Origin of the sequence: Bremerella sp. P1 (assembly GCF_028748185.1) — a bacterium.
Taxonomy (GTDB): Bacteria; Planctomycetota; Planctomycetia; order Pirellulales; family Pirellulaceae; genus Bremerella.
In genome coordinates, this window is record NZ_CP118164.1 from 3,480,534 (window position 1) to 3,507,016 (window position 26,483).

Consider the following 26,483-nt stretch of genomic DNA (forward strand, 5'->3'; position numbering starts at 1 on the left):
TTAGATAATGGCTAGAGGATCGCGATCGTGTTCCAGCGTGCCGCGTGTGACCCCAACCCGGTTCAAGGCCTTGAGCTGCTGCCACACCTCTTCGCCGCCGATCTTGCCTTGCAGCAGGTCACGATACAACTGGATGATACGAGTGATCTCGCTGGGTGGGTCATCGTTCAACAGTTCGATGCGGAAGTTGCGTACGCCCAGCTCCAGCATCGGCTGAACGATTTCCGCGCCGCTTTGAGGCGTCTTGTTGAACAGCGTATTGCGACAACCAACATCCGCGACCAGCGGGTGTTCGGCTCCGACGCGATCACGTAGTTTCACTTCGTGCTCGTCGCAGGGTCGCCCGCAGTTGGTCTTGTTTGTGCCGGGGGAAAGGACGCTGCAGAAGACGCAGTGCTCCATGTGGAACATCGGCATGTGCTGGTGAATCACTAATTCCAGGTGCCCGGCCGCGCAGTGCTGGGCCATCACCAACAGTTGATCACGATTCAGGTCGTACGATGGCGTGACGCGGCTGGCCCCATGCTTGCGTAGCCAGTCAACGGTCAACTCGTTGGCCGCATTGAACGAGAAGTCTGCGATGCAGGTCGCCCCTAGTTCGGCAAAGAACTTCAGCCCGGACAGATTTCGCACGACGTAGCCATCGGCACCGTGTTTGGAAAGCGCCTTGAAGATCCCCATCTCGCCAGGCTTCTGGATGCGTGGGGTCACCAGGAAGATCTTCGCGCCGGCCTCGTGTGCCAAGGGCACGGCCTGTTTGTACTCTCGGATATCTTGGAAGTCGGCGTAAACGGTTTCGATGCCTAGGCTCGTGGCGGCTTCCAGTTGGTGCATCGAGCGCGTCAGCACGATCAGCTTCGGCTCGCCAGTTTCCGCCGCGGCCGTGTCCACTTCGGACTGCATCTGGGAAAGAACCAGGTCGTGCTCGATCGTGCGTCCGCGGGTCGCCATCTGCTTTCGAGCTTCGTCCAGCTGGGCAGTCATCTCTTTGCGCAGCTTACCGAGCACGCTGAGCGGAACCATCGGTGTTCCGGCGATCTTGGCGGAAAGCGATTCCAACGCGTAACCACTGCCGCCTAGCCGAGCGAATTGTTTTTGAAGTAACGATTCGCTGAGCGCGTGCTTGCGGGCTTCCTCGAGCGGGGCTTCCGTTTGTAGTTCGATCTTGCCGAGCGATTCGCTCGTCACGAACACACGCAGCGGCTGTCCGACGCGGGCCGAGACGTTGATCGTCAGCGGGATGTCGCGGCCATGCAGTTCGCCGCTGTAGGTCTTGCGGAGTTCACGCGTGAGGGCGGGGTCGTCACTCTTCCAAACTTTGAGGCCTGGGGTGATGTATTGAAAGTCGACCGAGCCGCGGGGAAAGTCGACTTCGACCACGCCACTGGTCGCTTCGCCGGTAACGCGGCGTCCGCGTTGGCTGACGGTGAAGACGCGTCCCCCCTGCTCTTTCCCGGCGGCACGATCTCCCTGGAAGACGATACCGTCGCCGGCTTTCAGTCGGCCGTGCAGTTCCAGCTTGACCCGCTTGCGGCGATCGTCAACCGAGATTACTTCGGCAACCAAGACACCGCGTTTGGCACTGCTGGTCGCTGGCACAAGCATCTTATGATCGCAGCCATGCAGCCATCCAGGCGAGAAGCCGCGCGAGAAGGAGAGCTCCATCTCTTCGACCTGCCGTGGGGTGAAGGTCACCGGTTTGCCAGCGAGGGCGGCGTCGATGGCCTGACGATAGTGACGTGTGATGTTGGCGACGTACTCCGGTGTCTTCAGGCGCCCTTCGATCTTGAAGGAGACCACACCGGCTTCGAGTAGCTCTGGCACCAACGCGAACGCGGCCAAGTCTTGCGGGCTCAAAAGATACTTCTGATCACCCAGGTCGATGTCGGCTCCATCGCAGACCAACTCGTACGGTAAGCGACACGCTTGGGCACACTGGCCGCGATTCGCACTGCGTCCGCCTAGCGATTCGCTGGTCAGACATTGTCCGCTGTAAGCAACGCAAAGCGCTCCATGCACGAACGCTTCCAGCGGCATCTGCGTCTTTTCATGGATCTTGGCGATCTCGTTGACCGAAAGTTCGCGAGCGAGCACAACACGCTCGATGCCGGTCTCTTCGATCTCGGCAATGCACTCGGCACTGGTCAGCGTCATTTGGGTCGAAGCATGGATCGGTAGCTCCGGAGCGGTGCGGCGGATCAGCCCAACCAGGCCCAAGTCTTGCACCAACACGGCATCGGTGCCGGCTTCGGCAATGCGGCGGATGATGGGCTCGATGGTGGCCAACTCGTCACTGAAGGTCAGCGTGTTGACCGTGGTGTACCCTCGCACCCCGTGCCAGTGCAGCATTTCCATCAGCTGGGGCAGGTCGTTGAGCGAGAAGTTCTTGGCTCGGGCCCGGGCGTTGAAGCCGGTTTCCAGGCCGAAGTAGATCGCGTCGGCACCATTGGCAATGGCCGCACGGGCACAGTCCCAATCGCCTGCCGGAGCAAGAAGTTCCGGCCGCGTGACCGTCGATGCCTGACTATCGTTCATCAAAATTCGCGCTAACGCCCAGTGGGAAACAAAGTATCGAGGGGAATCGGTTGATTTTACTGGGGCTTGGCAGCTACGGATAGGGACGAAATGCCGCGGTTTTTCGCAAGTTCAAGCGACGGCTACCGCGATTGGTCGTGCTACTCATAAAAAATGGCCAACCGCGGAGACCTCGGTGGCCATGACTAGAAAATGAGATGGGATGTTGTTCGGGGCTGTTTAGTCGCCAACGCCGATGTCTTCTTCCAGGGCCTTCTGAACGACGGCGTTCTCGTGGTGCTCGTGGTTCAAAAAGCGGGTGGTGAAATCGCGAAAGCGGACGTGGAATGTGGCCAGGGTCTCCGTGGGGCTGTGATGCAAATCATCAAGCATCGCGTCGATGTCGCTCAGTAGCAAGCGATGATCGAGCCGTAGCTGCTCGCATTCCGACGAGTAACGCGGAGCGATACTGATGGTGTCTTGCAAGTAACCGCCGCATTCTTCCTTGGCAAACTGGTCATGCATCATGTCGCGTAATTCTTGCAGACCTAGAACCAAAGGTTCCACCGAATCTCCCTCTGCCGCAATCCGATCTGCTTCTTCAAGAAGATCGTGCAGGAGGGCGTGCTCGGTAAGAAGTTTCGTTACTGCGGCATCCGTCAATCGTTGCAGGTCGGGCATGGCATCCTCCTTAGCGGTGAGAGGAAATGATAAGCTGGCGCCCCTCCGAAATAAATTTTGCGAATCCTGCAATCCGTTTGCGTCCGTTCAATTGTGGTTTTATGCCGGATTCTGTGAGTCGTCAATCAATTCTTTTCGCGGAAAGTGCAAAAAACAAAAGAGCCAAAGCCTACGGTTAAACTAGTCAATTCTAGCGGGGGAAATGACTAAGGGGATCAACATCGCCCTATGCGTCGCGTCGGAGATGAAGTTTGGGAAAAGAGCGTGATTAGGGTGACCTTGCTGCGATAAAATCAGCTCATGTGTGGTCACATAACGTTCACTCGGGGGGCATAAATAGGAGTTAGATTGATGCAAGTTGCTAGCAAAATGATGGGGATCTTTTTTTTGATCGGATTGGTTTCGACCGCGGTTGCCGACGAGCCGGCAACGCCTGGCTCGGGCAATTTGGACTCGGCCGCGATGCAGGAGATGATGGCCAAGCTCGGCGCACCAGGGAAACCGCACGAGCATCTTCAGGCGATGGTCGGCAAATATAAGACGACCTCCCACTGGATTGTCCCGGGCAAGGACGAAGAGTCCGTGGATGAAGGAACGGCCGAGTTCAAGCCAATTCTGGGTGGGCGTTTTGTGACGCAGCATTTCCAAAGTACCTACGACGGCCAGCCGATGAATGGCTTCGGCATCATGGGCTACGACAACGCCGCGCAGAAGTTTGTGGGCATCTGGATCGACAACATGTCGACCCACATCCTGCACACTGAAGGACAGCTCGACGAGAAGACCGGCGTGATGACCGAAAAAGGTACGTGCAGCTCGCCCGCCGGGCCGATGAACTTCACGTTGACCACGGTGCCGACCGAAGACGGTTTTGTCTTTACGTTGTCTCAGGTGACCGGCGATACGGAAGCCGAAATGGGCAAAATAAAGTACGTCAAGCAGTGAGTGTTGGGTTCGCCGGCTGACTATACTAAAGTGCACCTACGTGGTTAGGTGCACTGATTGGTTGCCATGAAGCACAAGGAGAATTCGTGCTCGACGACAATGCTGACTCGCGCGACTATCGCGTCCGATTGTTCTACAAGGCGAAACCGGACGTTCCCAAGGGCCTCATCCTGGACAATATGCAGAAGAGGTCGGATGGGTTTGCGCCGCGCGATGGGAAGCGAGATTCGGAGCGTCTCGACTTTCGTCATCCCAAGCATGTCGCGAACATCGGCGGTAAGTCGGTCGGTGCAACCTGGAGTATTCGGGAAGAAGAGATCGAGTACCCAGGTGACCTGACGCCCTTCCTGCCGGCGCTGGAACAGTCTTGGCTCTGGGATGATGCGGAAGAAGCGGTCGGCGAGTGCGAGCATCAATTGGTCGTGCTGGATCAGACCGCGTCGAATATGCGACCGCTGGAACGCTTGCAGATGATGCAGTTCCTGGTGGCCAGCATCATTGAAGCAATTCCTTGCGATGCCATTTACTGGGAAGCGACCGAACAGTTTCTCGAGCCGAAGAAGTTCCTGGATGGTCTGCACGACGTGGCGGCCAAACCCTGGAAGGCACCTGGGGCTTTCAACGTTCGCGTGTCGCGAGTGATTGGCTATGGCGAACGACGTGATGATGAATCGCGCGACATGATCGTCGATAGCTTGGGGTTGGGCGTCTTGGGTTGGCCTGACTTTCAATGTCACTTCCGTGGATTGGACTGGCGCGAGATTCAGCAGATCGTTTACGAGAAGGCTCTAGAAGTCTTCGAGCATGGTCCGAAGCTGCAAGACGGTCAGGCCTTTCCCGGCATCAATGCGAGCCAGGTTTGGAAGTGTCGTTTCGAAGAGGCCATCTTGGGGCCGCCTCGTAAGGTCATCGACATCGATCCCGGCATTCCGTACTGTGCCGGCCTTCGCTATGCCATCACCGCAGGCGTTTACGTGAAGTAGATTACGCCTGGGATGAATTCTTGAGAATCAGTTTTCTCTTGTGTAACTCTTCATATCCAAGCGGTATCGAAGTGGTCAGTTACGTTGAATTACTGACAACCACACACAAGGAGAACACCTCATGCCTCGCCTGCAACCCATTGCATTGGAAAGTGCCCAAGGCAAACAACGCGAGCTGCTCGATGCTGCGAAGAAGAAGCTCGGCAAGCACATCAACATCGTCGCGACGATGGCCAACTCGACATCGGTTTTGGAAGCGTACCTCGGCTTTTCCGGCGCGATGGGACACTCCCAACTGTCGGCCAAGGCCCGCGAAGCAGTCGCCTTGCGAGTTGGTGAAAAGAACCAATGCCAGTACTGCGTCTCGGCTCATACGACCGTCGGTAAGATGGTTGGCTACACTGAAGAAGAGACCGTGAAAGTCCGACAGGGTGAAGCGGCCGATCCCAAGCTGCAAGCCGTGCTGAACCTGACCGACGCGATTACCGAAACCAAGGGTTTCATCAGCGACGATCAGTTCAACGCCGCAAAAGCTGCGGATCTGAGTGACGAAGAAATCACCGAAGTGGTTGGCCTGGTGGCTTTGAACTTCTTCACCAATTTCTTCAACCACGTCGCCGGGACGGAAGTTGATTTCCCGGAAGTCGAACTGCTGGCAGAAGTTGCCTAAGGGAACCTCTTCTGTGGAAACGATGCGGCCAGTGCAGTGCACCGCTGGCCAATTTTAAGTTTCCTCTACTCGGGTCGGACAGGCAGGTACTCGAAGCTCTTCGCTTTGTCGATCCACTGCTGATCTCCATAAACGCCGACGTCGTCTGTCTTGAACGCGCGGAAGCCTAGCTTGTAGACCGGTGAGTCTTCGGAGATCGTGAAGTCGAACTTCTCGGCATCAGCAAACTTGGGATCGGCGATGATCGATCCAGTCTCGTGGCCTTGAGCTTGCCACTCTTCGAGCGATTTTCCTTCAAACGTTACCGGCTTGCCAGAAGCGTTGAAGTAACAATTGTTCGAGCTGTCGTGCTTTACCTGGCTCCACCGCCCGTGCAGTAGTTCCCCTTGGTCGTAAAAGACAATGTTGCGATCCAGGACGAACGAGCGATGCGGTTCGACGCGGGTAGCCTGTAATTGATAAAGCAGCGCGAATGCCAGGATGTTATTCCGAACGATATTGTCTTTGCCATAGTGCTGGTGGAAGCCGCCGGTCTTGGTGCGATAGACGAGATTGTTCTCAAATAGAATCCCGCTACTTCCTTCGTCGGTGTAGAGTCCCCAGCCGCCATAGCTGTAGGCGTGGATGTCATGGAAGATGTTGCCCCGGACGACGGTTCCTTCGGAAGGTCCGAGCGTGTAAATGCCGCCCATGTCGCTCAGCACGCCGTAGCCAAGGTGATGAACATGATTCTTGGCAATCGTATTGCGTTTGGTGAAGCTTTCGCCGTAACCCCATCGCCAACCGACAGAAATACCGGTGTAGAAATAGTCGGCGATTTCGTTGTGGGTGACGCGATTATCAGGACTTTGTCCAATCCAGAGACCAACGGCACAGGGGAAGATTCGCCCACCGCGGTTCAGGATGTTGTTGTCGATGGTGATATGACTGGTCTGCTGCTTGGGATCGCGCCGCATGGCCGTTTCCCCGATACGGACGCCACCGGCACCCGTGTCGTGGATCCAACTTCGTTCGAGCGTGCAGTGCTGACAGCCGCGGCGAAACCAGAGGCCATAGATGCCCACGTGGCCGATCTCACAGTCGGCGATCGTCAAATGTCGGGCACCATCAATCAGCGCGGCTGCTTCGATAGGGGAAGCGGCCTGACTGGGCTCGAAGCCACTCTTAGGCGTTGTCCAGCGAGCGTGTAAAAATCGCAGGCCACGAAGTTCGACGTGCTCCACAAATTCATCCGCATCCGGTTGGCCACGCACGATCAATAGTTGCTCGAGACGCGGGATAATCATTTGAATCTTCGAGAGGTCTTCCCCTTTGCGCGGCATGTAACGAATCACACCGTCGGCCGATGCGTGCCATTCACCGGGCGTATCGAGCGCCGCGGAGTAGTTTTCGATGCGGATCTGGGTTTTCTCGTTAAGCGGATTGTGCCCCTTCATCTTTCGCCCTGAGGTCACCATCGCATGCTGCTCGAACAGAAGCTCGTCTACGTGACGCCGAGTGTTGTCCCATTTGTGGAAAGCTAAGAACTGGACCTGAGGCAATTCTTCAGGCATCACGTTTGCGAGCGTGGCCGCATAGTCTTTGCCGGTCAGGCGAAGCGTCTGCTTGGCGGGACCCTTTTCCGGAGCTTCTTCGGTCACGCCGGTCAGGGTGAAAAGACCTTCGTCAGGCTCGCGGGCCAGCGTGGTCGGCTGTTGGCCGGCGATCAGCTGCTCGGGAAGAGGGCTATGAAGCTCTTCGGGCAAAACGGCCTGCCAGGTTTTTCCTTGTTGCTGCCAACCAGTAACAACGCTTCCACCAGAGAAGATCGGCGAAGCCCCTTCCATGGCTCGGTAAACGATCGGATGGTCTTGGGTGCCGCTATCTTCCGGAGTGAGAACAAACGGCGAAGCAAGTGGATACGTGCCGTCGGCAACCCAGACAGTGTGGGCTTCGTCGGTGGCGTGGCTGCGGATCGCATCGCGGGCCTTGGCGAGCGTGGCAAACGGAGCTGCCTGGGTACCGGCGGCCTCATCACTTCCATTAGGGGCGACGTACCACTGCGCGGCAGAGGCAGGAACAGCAAATAACACGACGAGCCAGAGCGGCGCAAAACGAAGCAGCGTCATTGGTCGATTCCGTAGTTTGGCAGGGAGAATCAATCGGCGGGAACGGCGGGGGAGACTCCTTTATGATAGAACAGCCTCGCCGCGAGTCCAATCACGGGCCTTGTTCATCTCTATCTGGACTTCAGGTTATTAAGTCGCATCTGGGCATCGTTAAGCAGATTAGTACCCCACGATTCGCCTTCGAGCAGTTGGATCACGCCCCGATAGATTCGCTCAGCCTTGATGGGATCGTCCGAAGCAATTTCGTCCGCGTATTGGAGACGCTCGCGAATCGATACCGTTTGTTGTTTGCTCTTGCTTGCGAGGGCCGAATTCAATTGTTTCAGGCGTCGCTCTGCCAAAACCAGGCAGCGGGCAATATCACCTTGCTGCGAACCGGATGGGCCGTAGGCCAGGATCAGGCCTTGCAGTTTGTTGCGTGCACCTTGCGGATCGAGTTCGTTGGTTTTCATCGCATCCAAATAGATTTGTTCGACAGGATGCAAACCTTGGTTGACCCCTCCGAAGGCCGCAGCCAGGCGGTAGCGATTCTCTTGTCGACGGAGATTCAATTCTTCTTTGAGCTGGGCGACATTTTCGGAGCGAGGATCTTCCGGGAAGCGTTCCAGGAAGTCGTCCATCTCGTCGGAAATTTCGGCCAAGTCTCCTTCATTCGCACCGTCCTCGATCGATTGATAGACCTGGTCGGCGGTTGGCTTCTTCGGAGCAATCATCATCACGGCTACGACCACACCGAGCGCTACCAGCAGGCCGCCGATTTGAATGTAGTTGATCCATGCGGAGCTCTTTTCGCGGCGTGACTCTTCTTCAGAAGTCCTCTGACGCTGCTCGGCAACGGTGGTGAAGCGGGTTTGAGATTCCGGTTTTTTAGCTCGCTGACTAACAATTGTTGCCGGGGCCTCGGTGCCTCCGTCTTGGCTCTTGGCTTGCGGCTCGTGTGACCCACCATCGCCGGTCAGCTGCATGGTAGGGGCTTCGGCCAGCTTGCGTGCCTGAGGATCAAGTGTAGGGGCTTCGTCTCCGCCACCGTCTTTTAATTGGTATTCATCCTCGGGAGCCGAGGGCTTCTTCGTCGAGTGATCGGCCAAGTTCAGGTCGAAGTCGGTCTCTTCGGGAAGTTCTAAGAGAGCTTCCAAACGGCGGCAAAGAGCACGAGCCGTCGGAACACGGTTCTCCGGATTCTTATCCAATAGCTGCGTGATCAGTTGGCTCAAGTCGTTGGGGAGTGTTTCCACAAGACGATCAATGGGAACAGGCTCGTTGTACCGCAGCTTGTCGAGGATTTCGGTCACCGTATTGCCACGAAATGGCGGCTGCCGTGCGAGCATCGCGTACATGAGCGCACCCAGACTGTAGAGGTCGGCCTTGGGGGTTACCCCTTCGCCGAAAGCCTGTTCAGGAGCCATGTAGTCGGCCGTGCCCACGATACCACCGGCCATGGTGACTCCTGTTGCGCCAAAGAGCCGGGCGATTCCGAAGTCGAGGATTTTCACTTTGTCGTCGCGGGTGATCAAGACATTGGCGGGCTTGATGTCGCGGTGGACGATTCCCATGTCATGGGCTTGGCGAAGACCAGCTGCGATCGCCAGGCTATACTTCACCACCGTACGCCAGCTTTTGATCGGCGTTTTGACGATCACCTCGGCCAGGCTGCGACCGTCGACCAATTCCATGGCATAAAACAGCTCGCCATCTTCTTCGCCAAATCCGAACAGACGCACGATGTTGGGGTGCTTCAACTGGAGCAGCGTTTCGATCTCGCGTTGGAAACGCTCGCGCAGCCCCTCGTTGTGGGACATGTTGCTGGGCAGAACTTTGATCGCAGCCTTGTCGCCGGTTCGTTCGTCGATGCCACGATACACGGTCCCCATGCCACCACTGCCAATTGTGGCTTCCAGGCGATAGGGGCCCATCTTTTTCTGGTCCATAACAATGCCGCTTACGGTTCGTGATTAGTCTGGGCGGAGAAAAGTGCCAGGGGACGTGTGTCCTATTATAGAAGCATACTCCGCGAACTTCGACGACTGCTCTACAGCCAAAAGCAAATCACGGCCAAACCCAGCAAAAGGGTGGCAACGCTGTCGCGAACGCTCCACTTATCGCTCGATGCATTCCAGCGCACATGCGAGATGACCGCCCCAGTTGGGCAGGCATACCGGCAGAAGCCCATCGGGACGAACGCAGAAAAAATGAGCCCTCCGATAGCGATCGAAAGCGAAGCCCAGCCGGAAATGGTGGGCACGTACGCATCAAAGGGTTCCAATGCCGCCAGGTTGCCATCGATGATCGAGAACGCGATGAGGATACAAACGGCCAGCAGCACCGCAGGCACTGCCGATAGGACCAGGCGAAGCTTCTTGGGCACCTTCCAGTTCCACTTCGAGAACCGCAAGATCATCATCTGGGCGGCACCATGAGGGCAAAGATGGTTGCAATAGACCTGCTTCTTGCTGAAGAGGGGAACGGCAAATGCTGCAATTGCCACAGCCACCAGGCCGATGCACTTCTGCCACGGAACCGAGTGGCTGGCCCAGCCGACAAAGAGTGCCATGGAAAGAATGTCGCCCGCGAAGAAGCCGAGATAGGCAATCACGATAAACCCAAAGCCAAACTGCACCCACTTCTTGCCGCGCAGATCGGTGAACGCAATGGCCAGCGCCGCGACAATCACCAGCAGCGTGGCCGCATCACGCCAGGTGAACGAGATCGGCGTCGCGGCTAGTTGTGGTTTTTGCTCGGCCTGTATCTCGCGCTGATAGGCCGCGGCCGCGATACCAACCGCTTGCGTGGCCGACTGACTGGTCATGGTCGCCCCGGAAACACCTTCGATCTCGGCCTGCTTCATATCAAGCTTGGCCAACTGATCGAGATCGTAGCCGGCCAGGTACTCGGGAAAGGACCAGTCTTCGCGAACGTAACGTACGTAAGGATCGTTGTCGTAACTTTCCCGCAGGGCGACCGCTTTCAGCTTTCCTTCGGTATCCAGGACTACCAGCACGTCGGACGGTCCTTGGTAGCCAATGTGCTGATCGGCCTGGGGACTTGTGCGCCAGACGGTACCGATGATTGTTCCATTGTCGTTGAGGACCTCGAGCCAGCCGCGGGGCGACTGTTTCGCGACCAGCTGTTTCGCCTTAGGCAGGATCTCGGCAACTTCTTCGAACGCGATCTCTTTGGGAAAGCGGTAGTTGGGGGGATCGCTGCCTAGCGTTTTAGTGACCGACTCGATGATCGCCAGGCTGGTCAGGGTGGCACCTGACACGGCGTCGAGCTTCGTCTGGCCGCCGAGGTCTTCGGGAGACTTATCGACAAACTGCTTTAAGAACCAGGTTGCTTTTTCAACGGCCGCGAGATGTTCTGGCGTGTCTTTGCTGGAAAGGATTTCGATGCCGCGGATCGTATTGTTGGCATCGACGACCACCAGTGAATTGGTGGGGCCTGAGAAGCCAATGATGTTGTTGGCTGTGGGCAAAGTGGTGACCGCCCAGCCGATTCGCTTGCCATCGGAGTTTTGGATGTAGGCTCCTTCCCGATCGGCAGCAGCCGTTAGGGAGGCCGCTTCGGGGAGGAAGCCTTGGACTTTGCCAAGCGATATTTCGACAGGATCGAGCGCTGCCAGGCTTTCGCTTTGGCTATGAAGACGTACCAACAGCGCGATCGCCGCGATCAGTGCGAACCGATACCCATGCAGAAGGAAACGCAGGCCGAGGGACCTGCGTTTCTTGGGTGGAACGTTGGCTGCTGGAGTTTCTTCCGCCATTTAAATTGCGTTAGTTACCAGCGACAGGAATCAACTGGATCGCATCGGCATGGATATTTCCATCGCCGCGTGATTCGACTTCCACGTACGACTCTTTGCCTGGCTCGAGCGTAAAGATACCCAGCGAGTAAAAGCCCCCGTCGATCGGCGGTTGTTCTTTCATGTTGATGACCGTCGTGTCACGCGAGCCACCGGCAGCTACGGTGACATTGGCATTGGCACTTCGATTTTCGTGCGGCTGGTACGCGTAACGAACGTCGTATTTGCCGGCCTTCTCGATCTTGATCGGGAAACGAACCTTGGCGCCTTTCTCTCCGGAATAGAGGTAACCGTGATTCACGTAGCCCTTCAGGCCGGTGCCTTCGGTCCACTTGCCGGTCTTCTCGGCTTGACGATCGTCAATGACAATGCCGGCCATCTTCGTTGGGTTCAGTCCCGATGGAGGACCATACGGTGACGATGGCAGCAGCGTGGCTGGCATTTCGATTTCGGCATCGACGGTGGCACGACGTGCCTGGCCTGGCAGGTTGAGCAGTTGGTCCATTTCGTCCCAATGTTCTTCGTAGACCTGACGCGGCGAGCAATCATACAGCTTGCAGAGAGAAGCGGCCTTGCCGACCACTTCGCCCATCATGCCGCAGGTCTTCATCACGCGCACGGTACCCAACGCTTCGTGGGTCACGCTGATGCAGCGACCGGCCATGAACAGGTTCGGGACGTTCTTCGAGTAGAAGCAGCGGTAAGGAACCGGATAGCCATACGAGCGGTCGACTCGACGATCGTGTACGGCGATCGAGATGAACGGGTTGTCGGGAAACTTGTCCGCGAATTCCTTCTTGGGGTAGTGCAGGTCGATCGACCAAGTGCTCGGCACGCAGCCATCTTTGAAGTCTCGCTTGGCCACGATGTCGTCCTCGGTCAGGATCACGTCGCCAATCAGCCGACGCGACTCACGAGGACCGCCAACGTAGGCCAGCCAGGTCAGTTCGGCATTCTTGTGCTTCGAGGCCCCGTCTCGGTTCTTCATCGCATTGAAGGCACCATACACGGCACGCAGATTCCAGTCGCGGATCGACTCGGCACCTTGGATCGGGTCTTTGTCGAAACCACTTTCCCAGAACCACTGACCATGATGATCACGTGGATAAGGGAAGTCTTTCATGGTCAGGTCCAAAGCCCAAGGCGTTTCCGGGAAGGTCGTTTCCTGGTCGGCTTCATCCCAACGCCACATGTTGCTCATACCCATGCGGCCCTTGTCGGTTTGGTCGTACAGGGCACCTGCCAAGGCGCCGATGGTGCCGTGACCGGTGGCATCGCAGAACAGGTTGCCTTCGAACTTGCGAACCTGGCTGGAACGGGTATCGAATGCCGTGATCGACGCGATCTTGCCATCCTTCATTTCCAGATCGTTGGCGTGGTGATTCAGGAACAGGTCGATGTTCTCTTCGGCACGAACGATCTCTTCCTTCTTTTCGTCCCCGAATTCCTCGTAGGTGCCTGGCGACTTCTTCGCTTTGTCGGCGAACTCTTCGACGATCTCGCCAATTCGTGGGTACTTACCACGACGGATGTTACCCATCGCCCAAACGCGAACTTCGCTACTGCCGTTGCCCCCTAGCACTGGGCGGTTTTGAATCAACGCGACCTTGCAGCCCATGCGCGCGGCACTGATTGCGGCACCCATGCCGGAGTAGCCACCGCCGATCACAACCAGGTCATAGGGACCTTCCGTCTTGATGTCTTCGGTGATGCCCAGCAGGTCCTTACGCCACTTGGCCAGTTGGCTCTTGCTGGAAGGTGGTGTGGTGTTCACGTCGGTCGTGAAATAGATCGCGTCGCAGCGACCGTCGAAGCCGGTCAGATCCTGGATGCTGAGGGTGACGTCCTTCTTGTCGATGTCGACCAGGCCGCCATCATGCCAGAACCACTCGGCGCTCTCGGTGCCAAAGGTTTCTTCGAGTGGCTTACCATCGATCGCGACTTGAAACTTGCCGGGGGCCCCTGGGGCATTCCACTGGCCCACCCAGTCTTTGGTGCGAACAAAGACGCGGTAGCGGCCGGTTTCTGGGAAGGTGACTTCCGTCTTGGCGGCGTCGACTGGCTTACCCAGGCCATGGGCCAACAAGTAAGGCGATCCCATTTCGTTGATGAACTGTGTGTCGAGTTTCCAGCCACCGTGGTCGGTAAAGCTTTCGGCTTCGACAAGCAAGTCAGCAGCCAATAAAGAGGAAGACAAGAAACAGAACAGGACCGTCAATGCGGCCGAGAAAATGCTTTTCATGCGAGGATCTGTATCGGATTAGGAAGGTGGCAGGATTGGTGTCCGTAGAATCAGAATCTACAGTCTCATTAGTGTAACATACTACACCCGTGCCCACATAATTAGGAATAAAAATGACGCGTTTTGGTACGCTGGGAATGCGACTTTTGGGGAATCATCCACGAAAATGGGCCTGCGAAGAGTAATTCTGCGCAGGCCCGCTCGTTCGTTGGCAATTTTCGTTGGTCTGTGACTACTTGGACGTTACCGCGAAGTCGAACTCGTTGGCTTGTCCCTGGGTCACATTCGCTTTCAGAGTGCTCTTGTTGTTGTACTTCGCCGGGATGTAATTCACTTCGCCTGCGTCCATACCGGGCGTACCTCCCGATGCTGTTCGAAAGGCAGAAATCTCAACGCGTCGTTCGCCGGGTTCGACTTCTCCTGAGAATTTCCCCGCGACGATATCCAACGCGTCCACGGAACCTTTGGATACGGTTTTGAAGTAGATCACCCCTTTATCGAGCGGCTTGCCGTCGAGGCTAACACTTCCGCTGACAGGTAGTCGCTGAGGCTCGTTGCTTTGAGCCGTACAACCCAACGAGAGCAAGAGGCCAACCAGGAGAAAACAAAGTGAAAATCGAGTAACCATGTATATAGGATTCCTAGCAAGATAATGAGAGCTTATTTCGGGAAAGGGCAAGTTCGGCGCGCAAGGCGACTAGCTACTGGGCTAGTCGCCAGGAAAACGCTGAATAAGAGTCAGCATCGCGCCGATGGCGAAGGCTTAGTATTCGCCGACGACTTGACCGTCGTCACGCGTAGCGAGACGTCCCAAGGTTTCGAGCTGAATGGTCTCGGCGATGAATCGCACTGAGCCATCCCCCAAGAGAACATTCACGCCGCCAGGATGGGTCGAGTTGAGAGGAATGTTCGCACCACCATCGTTGCCAACACCCGTGGTGTCCTCGTCGTCGGTCCAACCTGTAGTGCGGTTGATGGTGTAACGAACCGTTGTGATGTTGAACGGGCGATTGTCGCCGTTGTAGGTCATATTTGGTGGCGAGTCTGAGCTCTTGCAGCCAATGGTCCAACTCCATGGCTGGCTGGCACGCCAGTCCTGCTTGTTGTTGGAGGTATCGGTGAGCCAGTTGCCATGTTCGCTGGCGGCCATGGTATTGCTGGTACCGTCGGTTAAGTCAGAGAACTTGATCTTACTGCTGGCGAAAAACATTCCGCCGGCGCTGTGCATACCGCCACGGGCGTTGTGCGTGATTCGACTTTCGGTGTAGCCAGGAATGATCCCGTCTACCGCACCGCTAATGCCCACGTAGGTGACCGAGGCGGAGTTGCCGCTGTTAGATCGAGAAAATCCAGGGAGAGGAGAAGATGGACAGCGGTACTTGTCCATTTCAATTCCCTTGACCACGGCATTGTTGTTGGAGTTGAACACGCCAGACGACCCATAGAATTGCCATTGGTCGTAAATGGTGTTTTCTTCAACGAACGGCAAAATGTAGACGAGCCACGAACTTCCCCAGGTTGTATTGTTTGCCGTGGCGGTTCCAAACGGAGGCTGGTCCTGGGCACCGCCTGGTGGAAAGCGAAGGTACGTATCGTGGTGATTGTGCAGCGCCAACCCAAGTTGCTTCAGGTGATTGGTGCACTGCATGCGTCGTGCGGCTTCACGAGCCTGTTGCACAGCAGGAAGCAAAAGGGCGATCAAAACACCGATAATGGCAATAACAACCAGAAGTTCGACCAGTGTAAATCCACCGCGTCGATACACAAAAGTGCGCATACAAACCCTCTAACAAATAGGAATTAGGAAGAAAAACGTGGGGAGTGGTTGTTACGAAGCGAGCGAAATTGAGACGTGATAGACAGGCGTCGAAGGATATAGGAGGGAGTTCCGGAGCCGTTGGAAGCGGCGGATGTCCGAATCCGCAGGGATAGTATTCCAGAGGGGCCTTTAGTCCATCAGACGTATTGATGTTAAACCCCGGTTGGTGACAGGGAAGCCGAGGAAAGTGGGAAAATAAATAGATTTCGCAAAAAAGGATCTGCGTTGCACGGTGGTGTTGAAAGGGAAGTACTGACAGGCGATTGAGCCACATCTCAGGGCGCAAAATCGTATGCGAAGAAATTTCTTCTGGATCGCCCTTGCCTGCTTAATGGTTTACATGTAAAGTAAAAGCAGACGGAGAAAAAAATGACCCCACTTGGACTCAAAGACGAACTCAAGAAGCGCGATCCCTTCGAATCGAAGGAACAGGAAGCCATCCTCAATATATTGAGGACCAGTGACCTGTTTCATAATCGTCTGGGGCGTTTGCTACGTGAGTATGGTCTGACCGGATCGCAGTACAACGTGCTGCGGATTCTGCGTGGGGAAGGAAAACCGTTGCCTTCGTTGGAGATCGCAGGCCGACTGATTCAGGTCGTTCCTGCGATCACCGGACTTATCGATCGATTAGAGAAGCAGGACCTGGTGAGCCGCGTCCGGTGTGAGAAAGATCGTCGCGTCGTGTACGTGGACATTACGGACAAGGCTCTCGCTATCCTGTCTAAGATCGACGAGCCCCTGATGGATATGCACAAGCGGTTGATCGGCCATCTTAGCCAGAAAGAGCTGCAGCAGTTGATTGGCTTGTTAGAAAAATCACGCGAAGCTGTAACCCGCGAGCAAGAGTAGGCATCTGTTTTTTTAGTGCATTAGTTGACATATAAATAATTCACCTGGCGTTATTTCTCAGGGAGTTGGTGAAATGAGTTTTCAAGACAAGGTCGTACTGATTACTGGCGGGACTTCAGGGATTGGTGAGGCCAGTGCCATGCTGTTCGCGCGGCAAGGGGCCAAAGTAGTCGTCGCCGGGCGGCGCGATCAGTTGGGCAGCGCGGTCGTCGATCGAATCAAGTCTGCCGGAGGGGAAGCCGTTTTCGTGAAGGCCGATGTGACCAGCGAAGACGAAGTGAAAGCCTTGGTCACGCAAACCGTTGAAAAGTACGGACGCATCGACATTGCGTTCAACAACGCTGGCGTCGAGACAACCGGCATGGTGACCGACTTCACCGTCGACGACTACCGCAAGGTGTTCGACATCAACGTGCTGGGTGTGTTTCTCAGCATGAAGTACGAGATCGAGCAGATGCTCAAGCAAGGGGGCGGCGTGATCGTCAACACGTCCAGTATCGTAGGGCACATCGCAATGCCAGGAGCGAGCATCTACATCGCCTCGAAACATGCGGTCGAAGGTGCCACCAAGACGGCTGCTCTGGAATATGCCCAGCAAGGAATTCGCATCAACGCGGTAGCTCCCGGGGCGACGGCCACCGACATGATCGATCGCTTCGCCGGCAAAGAAGGTGCTGAGAGCCGCAAGGCCCTAGCGGAACAGCATCCGATGAATCGTTTGGCAACGTCTGAGGAGATTGCCCAGGCGGTGGCTTACCTTGCCTCGGATGCGGCCACGTTTACCAACGGTGTCAGCCTGCCGGTCGATGGCGGCTACCTCGCCAAGTAAAGGAACCCAGTCATGATCAATGTCCGAAAAGCGAACGATCGCGGTCATGCAAATCACGGTTGGCTCGATACGTACCACACGTTTTCCTTCGCAGGGTACGTTGATCGCGATCATGTGCAATTCCGTTCCCTGCGTGTGATGAACGAAGATCGCGTGGCCCCGGGCCAAGGCTTCGGTACCCATCCGCACAACGACATGGAAATTGTCACCTATGTGCTGGAAGGTGCCTTAGAGCACAAGGACTCGATGGGCAACGGCGAGGTCCTGCGTCCTGGCGAATTCCAACGCATGACCGCCGGGACCGGGATCACCCATAGCGAGTTCAATCCGTCCGCGGACGAGCCGGTCCACCTTTATCAGATCTGGCTTTTCCCCGATCGGAAAGGCCATACGCCTAGCTACGAACAGAAGCGATTTCCCGACGAGCAACTCAGCAATCGGCTCCGGGTTGTCGCTTCACCGGACGCGGAAGATGGTTCGCTCATGATTCATCAGGACGCGAAGGTCTTCCTCAGCAAGCTCGACGCCGGCGCGGTTGTCGAGCATCCCCTGGACGAGTCACGGCATGCGTGGCTGCAGGTATTACGCGGCAAGGTAACGCTCAACGGGCAGTCACTTGCCACCAGCGATGGTGCCGCCGTGAGTGAAGAACGAATGTTGAAAATCGAAGCCGATGAGGATGCCGAGATCATGCTTTTCGATCTCGCCTGATTCGACGGCAAGTTCCATTCCTAAGAGAAATCAAGAGGAAAGTCAGCAGTATGAATCCGATAGTTCAAGGTCTACTCACGGTGGTCGGGCGGTTGTTTATCGTCACCATCTTTTTGATGAGTGCGGTTGGCAACAAGATCCCGCAGTTCAGTGGCGTGGCTCAGTACATGGCCTCGGAAGGCGTGCCGGCTCCTCAGGTCATGCTGGCCGGAGCGATTGTGTTTCTGATTGTGGGCGGGCTGTCGATCCTGCTTGGGTTTTATGCTCGGGTTGGGGCTGTCTTGCTGTTTACGTTTCTGGTCTTAGCAACCTACTTCTTTCATGATTTTTGGACCATGGAAGGGGATGTCGTCCAGGGGCAGATGATCCACTTCATGAAGAATCTCTCGATGATGGGCACCATGCTATTCATCATGGCGGTCGGCTCGGGGCCGTGGAGCTTGGATCATAAGCTGGCGAAAGAGGAAGTTGCCGCCCAGTAACTCCCCCACGTCCCAGTGGCGGTAAGTCCTCTTGCAGAAGCACGTTCTCGGTCGCGGGGACGTGCTTCTTTATGCGCTCGTGGAAGCGTGGCTGCGAATGGATTATGCTAGGGCTACGCGCTACTTTCCTGCCATTGTCACTCCTGCGGAGTTCTTCTCGTGATCCGAATCCTTTCCTTGGTTCCGTTCCTTGCTCTTGCCGTTGTTTCCCTGGCCCAGGCCGACGAAACGAAGAAGCCGAATATTCTGTTTCTTTTTTCGGATGATCAAAGCTATGAAACGCCTGGCTATGTCGGGATGACCCAAGCCCAGACGCCGAGCTTGGACGAGTTGGCTAAGCGGTCGGTATCGTTCACCCATGCCTACAACCAGGGTTCCTGGAGTGGGGCCGTGTGCGTCGCCAGTCGGACCATGCTCAATTCGGGGCGATTTGTCTGGCACGCCAACGATATCTATAAGACCTCTGAGAAAGAGCGAGCTGCCGGGCGATTCTGGTCCGAGCATATGAAGAAGGCCGGCTATCGAACCTACATGACCGGCAAGTGGCATGTGCCGGCCAATGCGGCCAAGGCCTTTGATGTGACGGGTCATGTCCGGGGTGGTATGCCGCAGCAAACACCTCAGGGCTACGACCGCCCGAAGAATTCCGAGGACACCCAGTGGCAGCCATGGGATAAGAAGTTTGGCGGCTTCTGGGAAGGTGGCAAGCATTGGAGCGAAGTCGTCGGGGACGAAGCGGTGGGCTTCCTCGAAGAAGCCGCCAAGGACGAGAAGCCTTTCTTTATGTACATCGCGTTCAACGCTCCGCACGATCCGCGACAGTCACCGAAAGAGTTTGTCGACATGTACCCGGCCCATGAAGTGGAAGTGCCCCAAGATTTTCTGCCGGAGTATCCCGAGTGCAAAGAGATTGGCTGCCCGCCGACTCTTCGAGACGAGCACCTAGCCCCCTTCCCTCGCACCAAGTATGCGGTTCAGGTTCATCGGCAAGAGTACTTTGCTATCATCACGCACATGGACCAGCAGATCGGTCGCATTCTCGAAGCCCTGGAAAAGACAGGCAAAGCGGACGAAACGTTCGTCTTCTTCACGTCCGACCATGGCCTGGCCTGTGGTCATCATGGGCTGATGGGTAAGCAGAACTCGTACGATCACAGCATCCGTGTGCCACTGTTGGTTTCCGGCCCTGGTATTGAACCAGGCAAGAATGACGCGGCCGTCTACCTGCAAGACGTGATGCCCACCACGCTTGAACTGGCCAGCATCAGCAAGCCAGATCACGTTGAGTTCAGCAGTCTGCTGCCGCTGATCCACGGTGAGAAGACCGAATCGTACGATGCGATCTACAACTGTTATCTCAATGTGCAGCGATCGATCACCGAAGATGGTTTCAAGCTGATGGTCTATCCCAAGGCGAATCGCGTGAAGCTGTTTGACCTGACCAACGATCCGACGGAGGTGAAGGATCTTTCGGCCGACCCTGCCTATGCCGAGCGGAAGCAGCAGTTGTTTGCCACACTCCAAAAGTGGCAAGCGAAGGTTGGGGACACGCTGGAGCTGGACCCGCAGCTTCAGAAGTAGCTCGGGCTTCCTAAGGCTTTTTGCCCAAGCTGAGTCGAGAGTTTCGCAGGTGTTCTAAATTCGCCTGAGAAATATTCCGCGCGAAAATTCGTGGCAGCCGGAAACTTGCTAACGGCTGCGCGAGTATGTCTGGAAGAGGAACAGCCCCGCGCGATTGATTGCTTCTGGAAAACGGAACGTCAAAGCGTACCATTACCGATATCGCTCTGCGAAGTTCCGCGATTCTATTAAGGAGTAGGCAATCGTGAAGTTTCTTTCCGGAATCTTGTCCGTCAGCTTTCTGCTTGTTGGTGCCAGCGGTTGGCTTCTTGCTGATGAAGCAGCATCGGCTTCCGAGGTCGCCACGTTGATCAACGTGACCCGGCAAGACCACCAAGGGAATGTGCATCAAATCGCGGCCAACTCTCGCAAAGCAGTGCGGGTGTTCGTCTTCATGACCGGCGAGTGCCCCGTGTCGCGAACCTACTTTCCGGTTTTGAACGACCTGTATAAGGAGTGGGGTAAGAACGAGAAAGACATTCAGCTGCTGGGTATCTGGGCGGACGTGACACAAACTCCGCAGGACGTGGCCGGCATCGTCAAAGAGTTCTCAATCGAGTTTCCCGTCCTGTTGGATCGAGATGCCAGTCTCGGCAAAGCGCTGAAACCTACGACCGTGCCGGAAGTCTTCGTGTTGGATCACCATGGAGAAGTGTCCTACCGGGGACGTATCGATGACCGCTTTCTCCAGTTGGGATCGCGAAAACCGGAGGCAACCGAAGAGACGTTGAAGCGAGCCGTCGAGAAGGTAGCCGCAGGGCTTCCGGTCTTGGAAGCGGCAACGAAGCCAGTGGGCTGCTACTACGAGCTTCCTCCGACACCAAGCCCCGAGGACGCGAAGCTCACCTTCAATCGCGATATCGCACCGATCTTGAATGCCAACTGCGTGGTGTGCCATCGCGAAGGAGAAGTCGGACCCTTCACGCTGACCAGCTACATGGATGCGGCCAAGCGAGCCCGGCAAATTGCTCGCGTGGTCGATTCCAAGCTGATGCCTCCCTGGAAAGCGGCTCAGGTTCACGGCGAGTTTGAGGGACAACGAACGCTCACCGATCGCGAAATTGAAACCTTGAAAGCGTGGGCTAAGTCGGATCGTGCCGAAGGAGACCCAGCCGATCTGCCACCAACGCCGACGTTTGCGTCCGATTGGATCTTGGGCGAGCCTGACCTGGTGCTCGAGATGCAAGAAGATTTTGAAGTCCCGGCCGGTGGTTCGGATATCTTCCGCAACTTTGTCATTCCTTACGAGATTCCAGAAGACAAGCTTGTCGCGACGGTCGAGTTTAAGCCAGGTGATGCCACGGTGGTACACCACTCGATTCTTTACCTCGACAGTAGCGGTAAGGCCCGTGCCAAAGATAAGGCCGCAGCTGGACCTGGCTATTCGACCTTTGGCGGTCCCGGGTTCGTACCTTCGGGATCGATCGGTGGTTGGTCGCCAGGTAAGCGTCCCCATCCCCTGCCCAATGGTTTAGGACGAAAGATGCCTAAGGGAGCCGATCTGGTGATGCAGATTCACTATCACCCTAGCGGCAAAGCGACGAAGGATCGCTCGAAGGTTGGGATCTATTTCGTCGACAAGCCAAAGAACGAAGCGTTCGCCATTTGGACCTCGTCGTTCGACCTGGACATTCCGCCGGGCGAGGGGAATTACAAAGCGACGGCGTCCTACAAGTTGCCGGCCGAGGTGACGCTGCTCAGTTGCATTCCGCACATGCACCTGCTGGGGCATCAGATGAAAGCCACGGCTTACATGCCCGATGGAACGTCCCAGGTGCTGATCGATGTGCCGCAATGGGATTTCAACTGGCAAGACGAGTACATGCTAGCAGATCCGATGCGACTTCCGGCGGGGACTAAGATTGAAGTGGTCGCTAGCTACGACAACTCGGAAAACAATCCGACCAATCCCAGCTCGCCTCCTCAGCGTGTCACCTTTGGGGAAGAGACCACGGACGAGATGCTGTACTGCTTCTTCCTGGTGGCCGCAAAGGACAAGAGCACGATCCCTGTGGTGCTGGGAGACGTCTTCACGCAAGAGGTGCTCCGGCGATCCGCCCATCGGCTGAAAATGGGCCGCTAGGACCCCCAAGTGACCATTCGTTCGCCCTGCTAGCACCATGGGCGAACGATCTTTTTCCGGCGGTCCTGGGAAAGCGAATTGATCTCGATTGACCGCCTTAGGGGCAATCTCTATCGTACACGCCCCGCAGGCTCTAGGCATGGATGGAATCGTTGCTTGGCCTGTGGTGAGGTAAGGATTATTTGCTCATAGCGGTCGATCTTCTAATGACCGTGTCTTGGGGCGGAATGGAAAGAGATTATGTTGCAATTGCAGCGCTCAGGGATGAGCGTCGTCCTGGCTGGCTTTGTACTTTTGGTCGGTTGGGAAACGAGCTTGGCTCAGCAACCAGGGGGATCTGGCTACGGTCCGATTCCGATCACTGTCGACGGCAACGATGCACCTGCCGGCGCCTACCAAGGGCCCGTTCCCATCCAATATGATGCGCCGCCGCAGCGGATGGCCCAGCAGCCATCGCAGTTCACGCAGCCGCAACAGCAACCAGCTCCCACGCAGTATCAACCTTCATTCGGGCCCAGTACCCAGCCGGCCGGCAGTGCGTTTGCCGCTCCCCAACAACAGTCGATGGTTCCTCAGGCCCCAGGCAGTGCTGCGCCAGCGCCCGGTGGAATAACGCTACCTGAGGAAGAGCTCTCGCTGGAACGCGTTGAAATGCTTCGCCGAGAAGCGGAAGAAGCCACCAACCTTGACGAAGCGAAAAAGAAGCGGGCAATCGAGCTCTACCAAAGCGCGGCTGCCAAAGTAAAAGAAGCTCACGAGTTCGCCGCTAAGGCGAAGACCATGGCCACCGAGGCCCAGCCGGAAGCCATTCAGCAGCGGCTCGATGTGATCAAACGCAGCCTCGAAGAGATCAAGAAGTTGAAGCCGGAGTCGTTCGTCGATGTCCCACTTCCTGAACTTGAGCAACGTCAGGCGAAGCAGGAACTCGACAATACGGCCATTCAAAAGGATCGGATCGCAGCGGAAACCGAGCCCAAGCGCCGAGTTGACCGACGAAAGCAAATCCGCGAGTGGATGGTCGAAGTTCCCAAAGAGTTCGCCAAGATCAAACAGACCGTTGAAGGTATTCCTCAGGACGAGCATCCACTGCTTGCCCAGGCCATCAAGACCGATGCGATGGCTCGCAGGATTTCGCTCTATCGTCAGTATGTCGCCGCGGAAGCGGAACTGGCCAAGTACGACACCGAGGAAGCAGTGGATCTGGTGCGCTTCGAGCGCGACTTGGCGACTCAGCGTCTGGCTTTTGCAGAGCAAACGATGAAGGCCATCGCCGAACAGGTGCAAAAGAAGCGTGCGCAAGCTGCCCAGGAAGCGGTTCGTCAGGCACGCGAACAATTGATCATGGTTCAGCCAGTGCTGCGCACGTACGCCGAACGGAATCAAGAATTGGCAGAAACATCTCAGGCCATTGCCAAGAAGCTGGCCGAGGCAGAGAAAGAGGCCAACGAAGCCGACCAAAAACTGAGGAACTTGCGAAAGCAGTTCAACGAGACGCGTGAGAAGGTGGAGAAGCTGGGACTGACCAGCTCGATTGGTGCATTGCTTCGTAAGCAGCGGACGGATCTTATCGAAATGTCCCCCTGGCGCACCGGGATGCCGGACCGACAGGCCTTGATCGATGAGTCGCAGTTCAAGCACTTTGAATATGACGACGAACGAGAAGAGCTGGCCAATCCGGAAGTCCTGGTACAACGCATCATGGACGAGGCCCGCCTGCAAGACGAATCGGAACGCGAGCAGCTCGAGCTGGCTGCCCGTGAGCTCTTCGAGCGGAAACGAGAGTTCCTCGGACTGCTGATTAAGAACAACACGAAGTACCTTGATACGCTGATCGATCTCAAGACGAAAGAACAACAAACGGTCAGCGAGATCGCTGCCTATCAGAACTACATCGACAAACGTGTCTTGTGGATTCGTAGCGGCAACATCTTGGCTACCGAACTGCAAGTCGACGATTCGGACAAGTCGATCTTGTCGCCGGCCACTTGGATCGATGTCTCGCGCGTGCTTTGGTCTGATGTTAAACGGAATTTGTTGATCTGGATTGTCGTTGTTTCGCTGTTTGTGGCCCTGGTACTCAAGCGAGGGCGTTTGCGAACCGAGCTGCGATCGCTGGGCGAACTGGCGCAAAAACCAGGCTACTTCGCATTTTGGCCGACGATGCATGCCATCTTCTACTCGGTGATCCTCGCAGGCGTGAATCCTGCGTTTATCGCGTTTGTGGCTTGGCGTTTGATGTCGTCCGGGACTGACCAAACGTTCTCGATCGCGGTAGGCAACGGGCTGTACTGGACGGCCGTCCTGTGGTTCCCGCTGGAACTACTCCGAAATGTGTGCCGAGGTGATGGTCTGGGCGAAGCTCACTTCAAATGGCCCGAGTCCTCGCTGCGATTGTTGGGTAAGAGCATGACCTGGTTGATTCCGGTACTCTTACCGCTGACCTTTGTCACGTCCACCTTTTACGCCAGCGATCCAACGCATGGCCACGATGCGATTGAACGTATTTGCTTTATCGTTCAAGCGTTGTTCATGGCGGCGTTTCTCGCGCGGATTCTGCATCCGACTGGCGTCTTCCAGGAATACCTCGCTTACAACCAGGGTGGTTGGTTAGACCGTCTGAAGTACGTTTGGTACTGGGGTTTTGTTGCAGCACCACTGGTGTTGGCAGGCCTGGCATTCTGGGGCTATTACTACACCGCTCAGGTTCTATCGTGGCGTCTTTTTGCCACGCTCTGCTGTGTGATGGGACTGATGCTGATTCGTGCGACGCTGATGCGCTGGATCATGCTGGCTCGTCGCAAGTTGAGCATTGCTCAGGCTCGTGAACGTGCCGCGGCCGCCGCTGCCCAAACAGGCGACTCGGCAGCCGCTTCGCTTTCGAATTCGATCCTGGCCGAACAAGCCAAGGAAGAACTTTCGGCTCACAGTGCTCAAACGCAACGTCTGTTGGCGACTGGGATGTTCACCGTTTCGTTGGTCGGGTTCTGGCTGATCTGGGGACAGGTTTTGCCTGCCCTGCGAATGCTCGACCAGTACGGCTACGAGATCGCGCCTACCGAAGAAGTTGCTCAGGCCGAAATGCCAACCACGCCCGGCATGCCGCCGGCCGCAACGGATAAGGAGTCGAAGGAAAACACGGCCAGCGAAGATGTTCCTAGTGTGGCCGAAGAATCGACCGACGAGAAAATGGTCACGAAGAAGATCACGATCCTGACACTTGCGTTTGCCGGCTTGATCCTGGTGCTGACGCTGGTGTTCGCGCGGGATATACCTGGCTTGATGGAAATGACCATCTTGCAACGATTACCGCTCGAGCCATCCATACGCTATGCGATCACTTCGTTGACCAGTTATGCGATCGTCATGGTCGGTGTCATCTGGGCGTTTTCGAGCGTTGGCCTGCAGTGGTCGCAGATCCAATGGTTGGCCACCGCGTTGACGTTTGGTTTGGCGTTTGGCTTGCAGGAAATGTTTGCCAACTTTGTCGCCGGGATCATTATCCTGTTCGAGCGTCCGGTTCGCGTCGGAGATATCGTGACGATTCATGACGTGACCGGCGTCGTCTCGCGAATTCGCATTCGTGCCACGTCAATTACCAACTGGGATCGCAAGGAATACGTCGTTCCCAACAAGGAATTCATCACCGGCCGTCTGTTGAACTGGACCCTTTCCGACACGGTCAATCGTGTGGTCATTAATGTTGGCGTGGCGTATGGTACCGATACGGAAGCTGCCCGGAAGATTCTGCTGGAGATCGCCGACAAGAATCAGTATCTCCTCAAGGATCCTGGCCCGAGCGCCACGTTCGAGGGCTTCGGCGACAGTACGCTCAACTTGATTTTGCGGGCATATCTGCCGAACCTCGAGAACCGCCTGATGGTGATCACCGACCTGCATACGCAGATCGATTTGGCGTTCCGAGATGCCAAGATCGAAATTGCGTTCCCACAACGCGATCTGCACATCCGAACCGCCCCTGGCGTGGCGGCTGCGTTGGGTGTGCCCGAGGAACAGCAGAATCTGCCGATTGCCGATCAGCAGGAAGAAAAACGCGGGGCCGCCTAGTCCCGTCACAGGAATCGCAGGTATTTCACGATGGCCCAGAAGTGTACTTCTGGGCCATCGCCGTTCTTGAGTCTGTTTTG

The 26,483-nt window shown here is 56.2% G+C and carries 18 protein-coding genes; 10 read left to right on the forward strand and 8 right to left on the reverse strand.

Annotated features, from left to right (window positions below; genetic code table 11):
- Together PSR63_RS14675 and PSR63_RS14680 are read right to left on the reverse strand one after the other, a co-directional pair.
- Nucleotides 1-2,535 (reverse strand): DUF3656 domain-containing U32 family peptidase, encoded by a 2,535-nt coding sequence (locus PSR63_RS14675; protein WP_274326424.1) that lies wholly within the window; start codon nt 2,533-2,535, stop codon nt 1-3.
- A gap of 219 nt (nt 2,536-2,754) precedes the next feature.
- Nucleotides 2,755-3,195, reverse strand: a complete 441-nt coding sequence (locus tag PSR63_RS14680; protein WP_274326425.1) for a hypothetical protein — start codon at nt 3,193-3,195, stop codon at nt 2,755-2,757.
- A gap of 351 nt (nt 3,196-3,546) precedes the next feature.
- On the opposite strand from PSR63_RS14680, the gene PSR63_RS14685 reads away from it, so the two are divergent.
- The 3 genes from PSR63_RS14685 (at nt 3,547) to PSR63_RS14695 (ending at nt 5,793) form a co-directional block, all read left to right on the forward strand.
- Entirely contained in the window at nt 3,547-4,140 is a 594-nt protein-coding gene (locus PSR63_RS14685) for a DUF1579 family protein (RefSeq protein WP_274326426.1), read from the forward strand.
- 86 nt (nt 4,141-4,226) lie between these two features.
- Nucleotides 4,227-5,123, forward strand: a complete 897-nt coding sequence (locus PSR63_RS14690) for a DUF4261 domain-containing protein (protein ID WP_274326427.1) — start codon at nt 4,227-4,229, stop codon at nt 5,121-5,123.
- A 121-nt stretch (nt 5,124-5,244) separates the two neighbouring features.
- The gene (locus PSR63_RS14695; protein ID WP_274326428.1) at nt 5,245-5,793 is read left to right on the forward strand and encodes a carboxymuconolactone decarboxylase family protein; all 549 of its coding nucleotides are present in this window, start codon (nt 5,245-5,247) and stop codon (nt 5,791-5,793) included.
- Between the two features lie 65 nt (nt 5,794-5,858).
- Here PSR63_RS14695 and PSR63_RS14700 read toward each other — a convergent pair whose 3' ends face one another.
- From PSR63_RS14700 to PSR63_RS14725, 6 genes are all read right to left on the reverse strand, one after another.
- Entirely contained in the window at nt 5,859-7,901 is a 2,043-nt protein-coding gene (locus PSR63_RS14700) for a right-handed parallel beta-helix repeat-containing protein (RefSeq protein WP_274326429.1), read from the reverse strand.
- Nucleotides 7,902-8,011: 110 nt separating this feature from the next.
- Entirely contained in the window at nt 8,012-9,829 is a 1,818-nt protein-coding gene (locus PSR63_RS14705) for a serine/threonine-protein kinase (RefSeq protein WP_274326430.1), read from the reverse strand.
- A 101-nt stretch (nt 9,830-9,930) separates the two neighbouring features.
- Entirely contained in the window at nt 9,931-11,661 is a 1,731-nt protein-coding gene (locus PSR63_RS14710) for an FMN-binding protein (RefSeq protein ID WP_274326431.1), read from the reverse strand.
- 10 nt (nt 11,662-11,671) lie between these two features.
- Nucleotides 11,672-13,942 (reverse strand): FAD-dependent oxidoreductase, encoded by a 2,271-nt coding sequence (locus tag PSR63_RS14715; protein WP_274326432.1) that lies wholly within the window; start codon nt 13,940-13,942, stop codon nt 11,672-11,674.
- 232 nt (nt 13,943-14,174) lie between these two features.
- On the reverse strand, nt 14,175-14,570 hold the full coding sequence (locus PSR63_RS14720) for a hypothetical protein (protein ID WP_274326433.1): 396 nt from the start codon (nt 14,568-14,570) through the stop codon (nt 14,175-14,177).
- 135 nt (nt 14,571-14,705) lie between these two features.
- Nucleotides 14,706-15,719: a DUF1559 domain-containing protein gene (locus tag PSR63_RS14725; RefSeq protein WP_274326434.1), complete on the reverse strand. Its 1,014-nt coding sequence runs from the start codon at nt 15,717-15,719 to the stop codon at nt 14,706-14,708.
- A 411-nt stretch (nt 15,720-16,130) separates the two neighbouring features.
- On the opposite strand from PSR63_RS14725, the gene PSR63_RS14730 reads away from it, so the two are divergent.
- From PSR63_RS14730 to PSR63_RS14760, 7 genes are all read left to right on the forward strand, one after another.
- The gene (locus PSR63_RS14730; RefSeq protein WP_274326435.1) at nt 16,131-16,613 is read left to right on the forward strand and encodes a MarR family winged helix-turn-helix transcriptional regulator; all 483 of its coding nucleotides are present in this window, start codon (nt 16,131-16,133) and stop codon (nt 16,611-16,613) included.
- A 73-nt stretch (nt 16,614-16,686) separates the two neighbouring features.
- A complete protein-coding gene (locus PSR63_RS14735; RefSeq protein ID WP_274326436.1) occupies nt 16,687-17,442 on the forward strand; it encodes a glucose 1-dehydrogenase in 756 nt (251 codons plus the stop codon).
- 12 nt (nt 17,443-17,454) lie between these two features.
- Complete coding sequence (locus tag PSR63_RS14740; protein WP_274326437.1) at nt 17,455-18,153, forward strand: pirin family protein; 699 nt, start codon at nt 17,455-17,457, stop codon at nt 18,151-18,153.
- A 50-nt stretch (nt 18,154-18,203) separates the two neighbouring features.
- Nucleotides 18,204-18,635: a DoxX family protein gene (locus PSR63_RS14745; RefSeq protein WP_274326438.1), complete on the forward strand. Its 432-nt coding sequence runs from the start codon at nt 18,204-18,206 to the stop codon at nt 18,633-18,635.
- Nucleotides 18,636-18,794: 159 nt separating this feature from the next.
- Nucleotides 18,795-20,216, forward strand: coding sequence for a sulfatase-like hydrolase/transferase (locus tag PSR63_RS14750; RefSeq protein ID WP_274326439.1), 1,422 nt, complete (start codon nt 18,795-18,797; stop codon nt 20,214-20,216).
- A gap of 244 nt (nt 20,217-20,460) precedes the next feature.
- Nucleotides 20,461-22,338, forward strand: coding sequence for a redoxin domain-containing protein (locus PSR63_RS14755; protein ID WP_274326440.1), 1,878 nt, complete (start codon nt 20,461-20,463; stop codon nt 22,336-22,338).
- A gap of 240 nt (nt 22,339-22,578) precedes the next feature.
- On the forward strand, nt 22,579-26,403 hold the full coding sequence (locus PSR63_RS14760; RefSeq protein ID WP_274326441.1) for a mechanosensitive ion channel domain-containing protein: 3,825 nt from the start codon (nt 22,579-22,581) through the stop codon (nt 26,401-26,403).
- Nucleotides 26,404-26,483 lie beyond the last annotated feature (80 nt).

What these genes read in the sequence shown, in the direction of transcription:
- PSR63_RS14675 (WP_274326424.1), bottom strand. Translation starts at nt 2,535, where the DNA reads ATGAACGATAGTCAGGCATCGACGGTCACGCGGCCGGAACTTCTTGCT.
- PSR63_RS14680 (WP_274326425.1), bottom strand. Translation starts at nt 3,195, where the DNA reads ATGCCCGACCTGCAACGATTGACGGATGCCGCAGTAACGAAACTTCTT.
- PSR63_RS14685 (WP_274326426.1), top strand. Translation starts at nt 3,547, where the DNA reads ATGCAAGTTGCTAGCAAAATGATGGGGATCTTTTTTTTGATCGGATTG.
- PSR63_RS14695 (WP_274326428.1), top strand. Translation starts at nt 5,245, where the DNA reads ATGCCTCGCCTGCAACCCATTGCATTGGAAAGTGCCCAAGGCAAACAA.
- PSR63_RS14700 (WP_274326429.1), bottom strand. Translation starts at nt 7,901, where the DNA reads ATGACGCTGCTTCGTTTTGCGCCGCTCTGGCTCGTCGTGTTATTTGCT.
- PSR63_RS14705 (WP_274326430.1), bottom strand. Translation starts at nt 9,829, where the DNA reads ATGGACCAGAAAAAGATGGGCCCCTATCGCCTGGAAGCCACAATTGGC.
- PSR63_RS14710 (WP_274326431.1), bottom strand. Translation starts at nt 11,661, where the DNA reads ATGGCGGAAGAAACTCCAGCAGCCAACGTTCCACCCAAGAAACGCAGG.
- PSR63_RS14715 (WP_274326432.1), bottom strand. Translation starts at nt 13,942, where the DNA reads ATGAAAAGCATTTTCTCGGCCGCATTGACGGTCCTGTTCTGTTTCTTG.
- PSR63_RS14720 (WP_274326433.1), bottom strand. Translation starts at nt 14,570, where the DNA reads ATGGTTACTCGATTTTCACTTTGTTTTCTCCTGGTTGGCCTCTTGCTC.
- PSR63_RS14725 (WP_274326434.1), bottom strand. Translation starts at nt 15,719, where the DNA reads ATGCGCACTTTTGTGTATCGACGCGGTGGATTTACACTGGTCGAACTT.
- PSR63_RS14730 (WP_274326435.1), top strand. Translation starts at nt 16,131, where the DNA reads ATGACCCCACTTGGACTCAAAGACGAACTCAAGAAGCGCGATCCCTTC.
- PSR63_RS14735 (WP_274326436.1), top strand. Translation starts at nt 16,687, where the DNA reads ATGAGTTTTCAAGACAAGGTCGTACTGATTACTGGCGGGACTTCAGGG.
- PSR63_RS14740 (WP_274326437.1), top strand. Translation starts at nt 17,455, where the DNA reads ATGATCAATGTCCGAAAAGCGAACGATCGCGGTCATGCAAATCACGGT.
- PSR63_RS14745 (WP_274326438.1), top strand. Translation starts at nt 18,204, where the DNA reads ATGAATCCGATAGTTCAAGGTCTACTCACGGTGGTCGGGCGGTTGTTT.
- PSR63_RS14760 (WP_274326441.1), top strand. Translation starts at nt 22,579, where the DNA reads ATGTTGCAATTGCAGCGCTCAGGGATGAGCGTCGTCCTGGCTGGCTTT.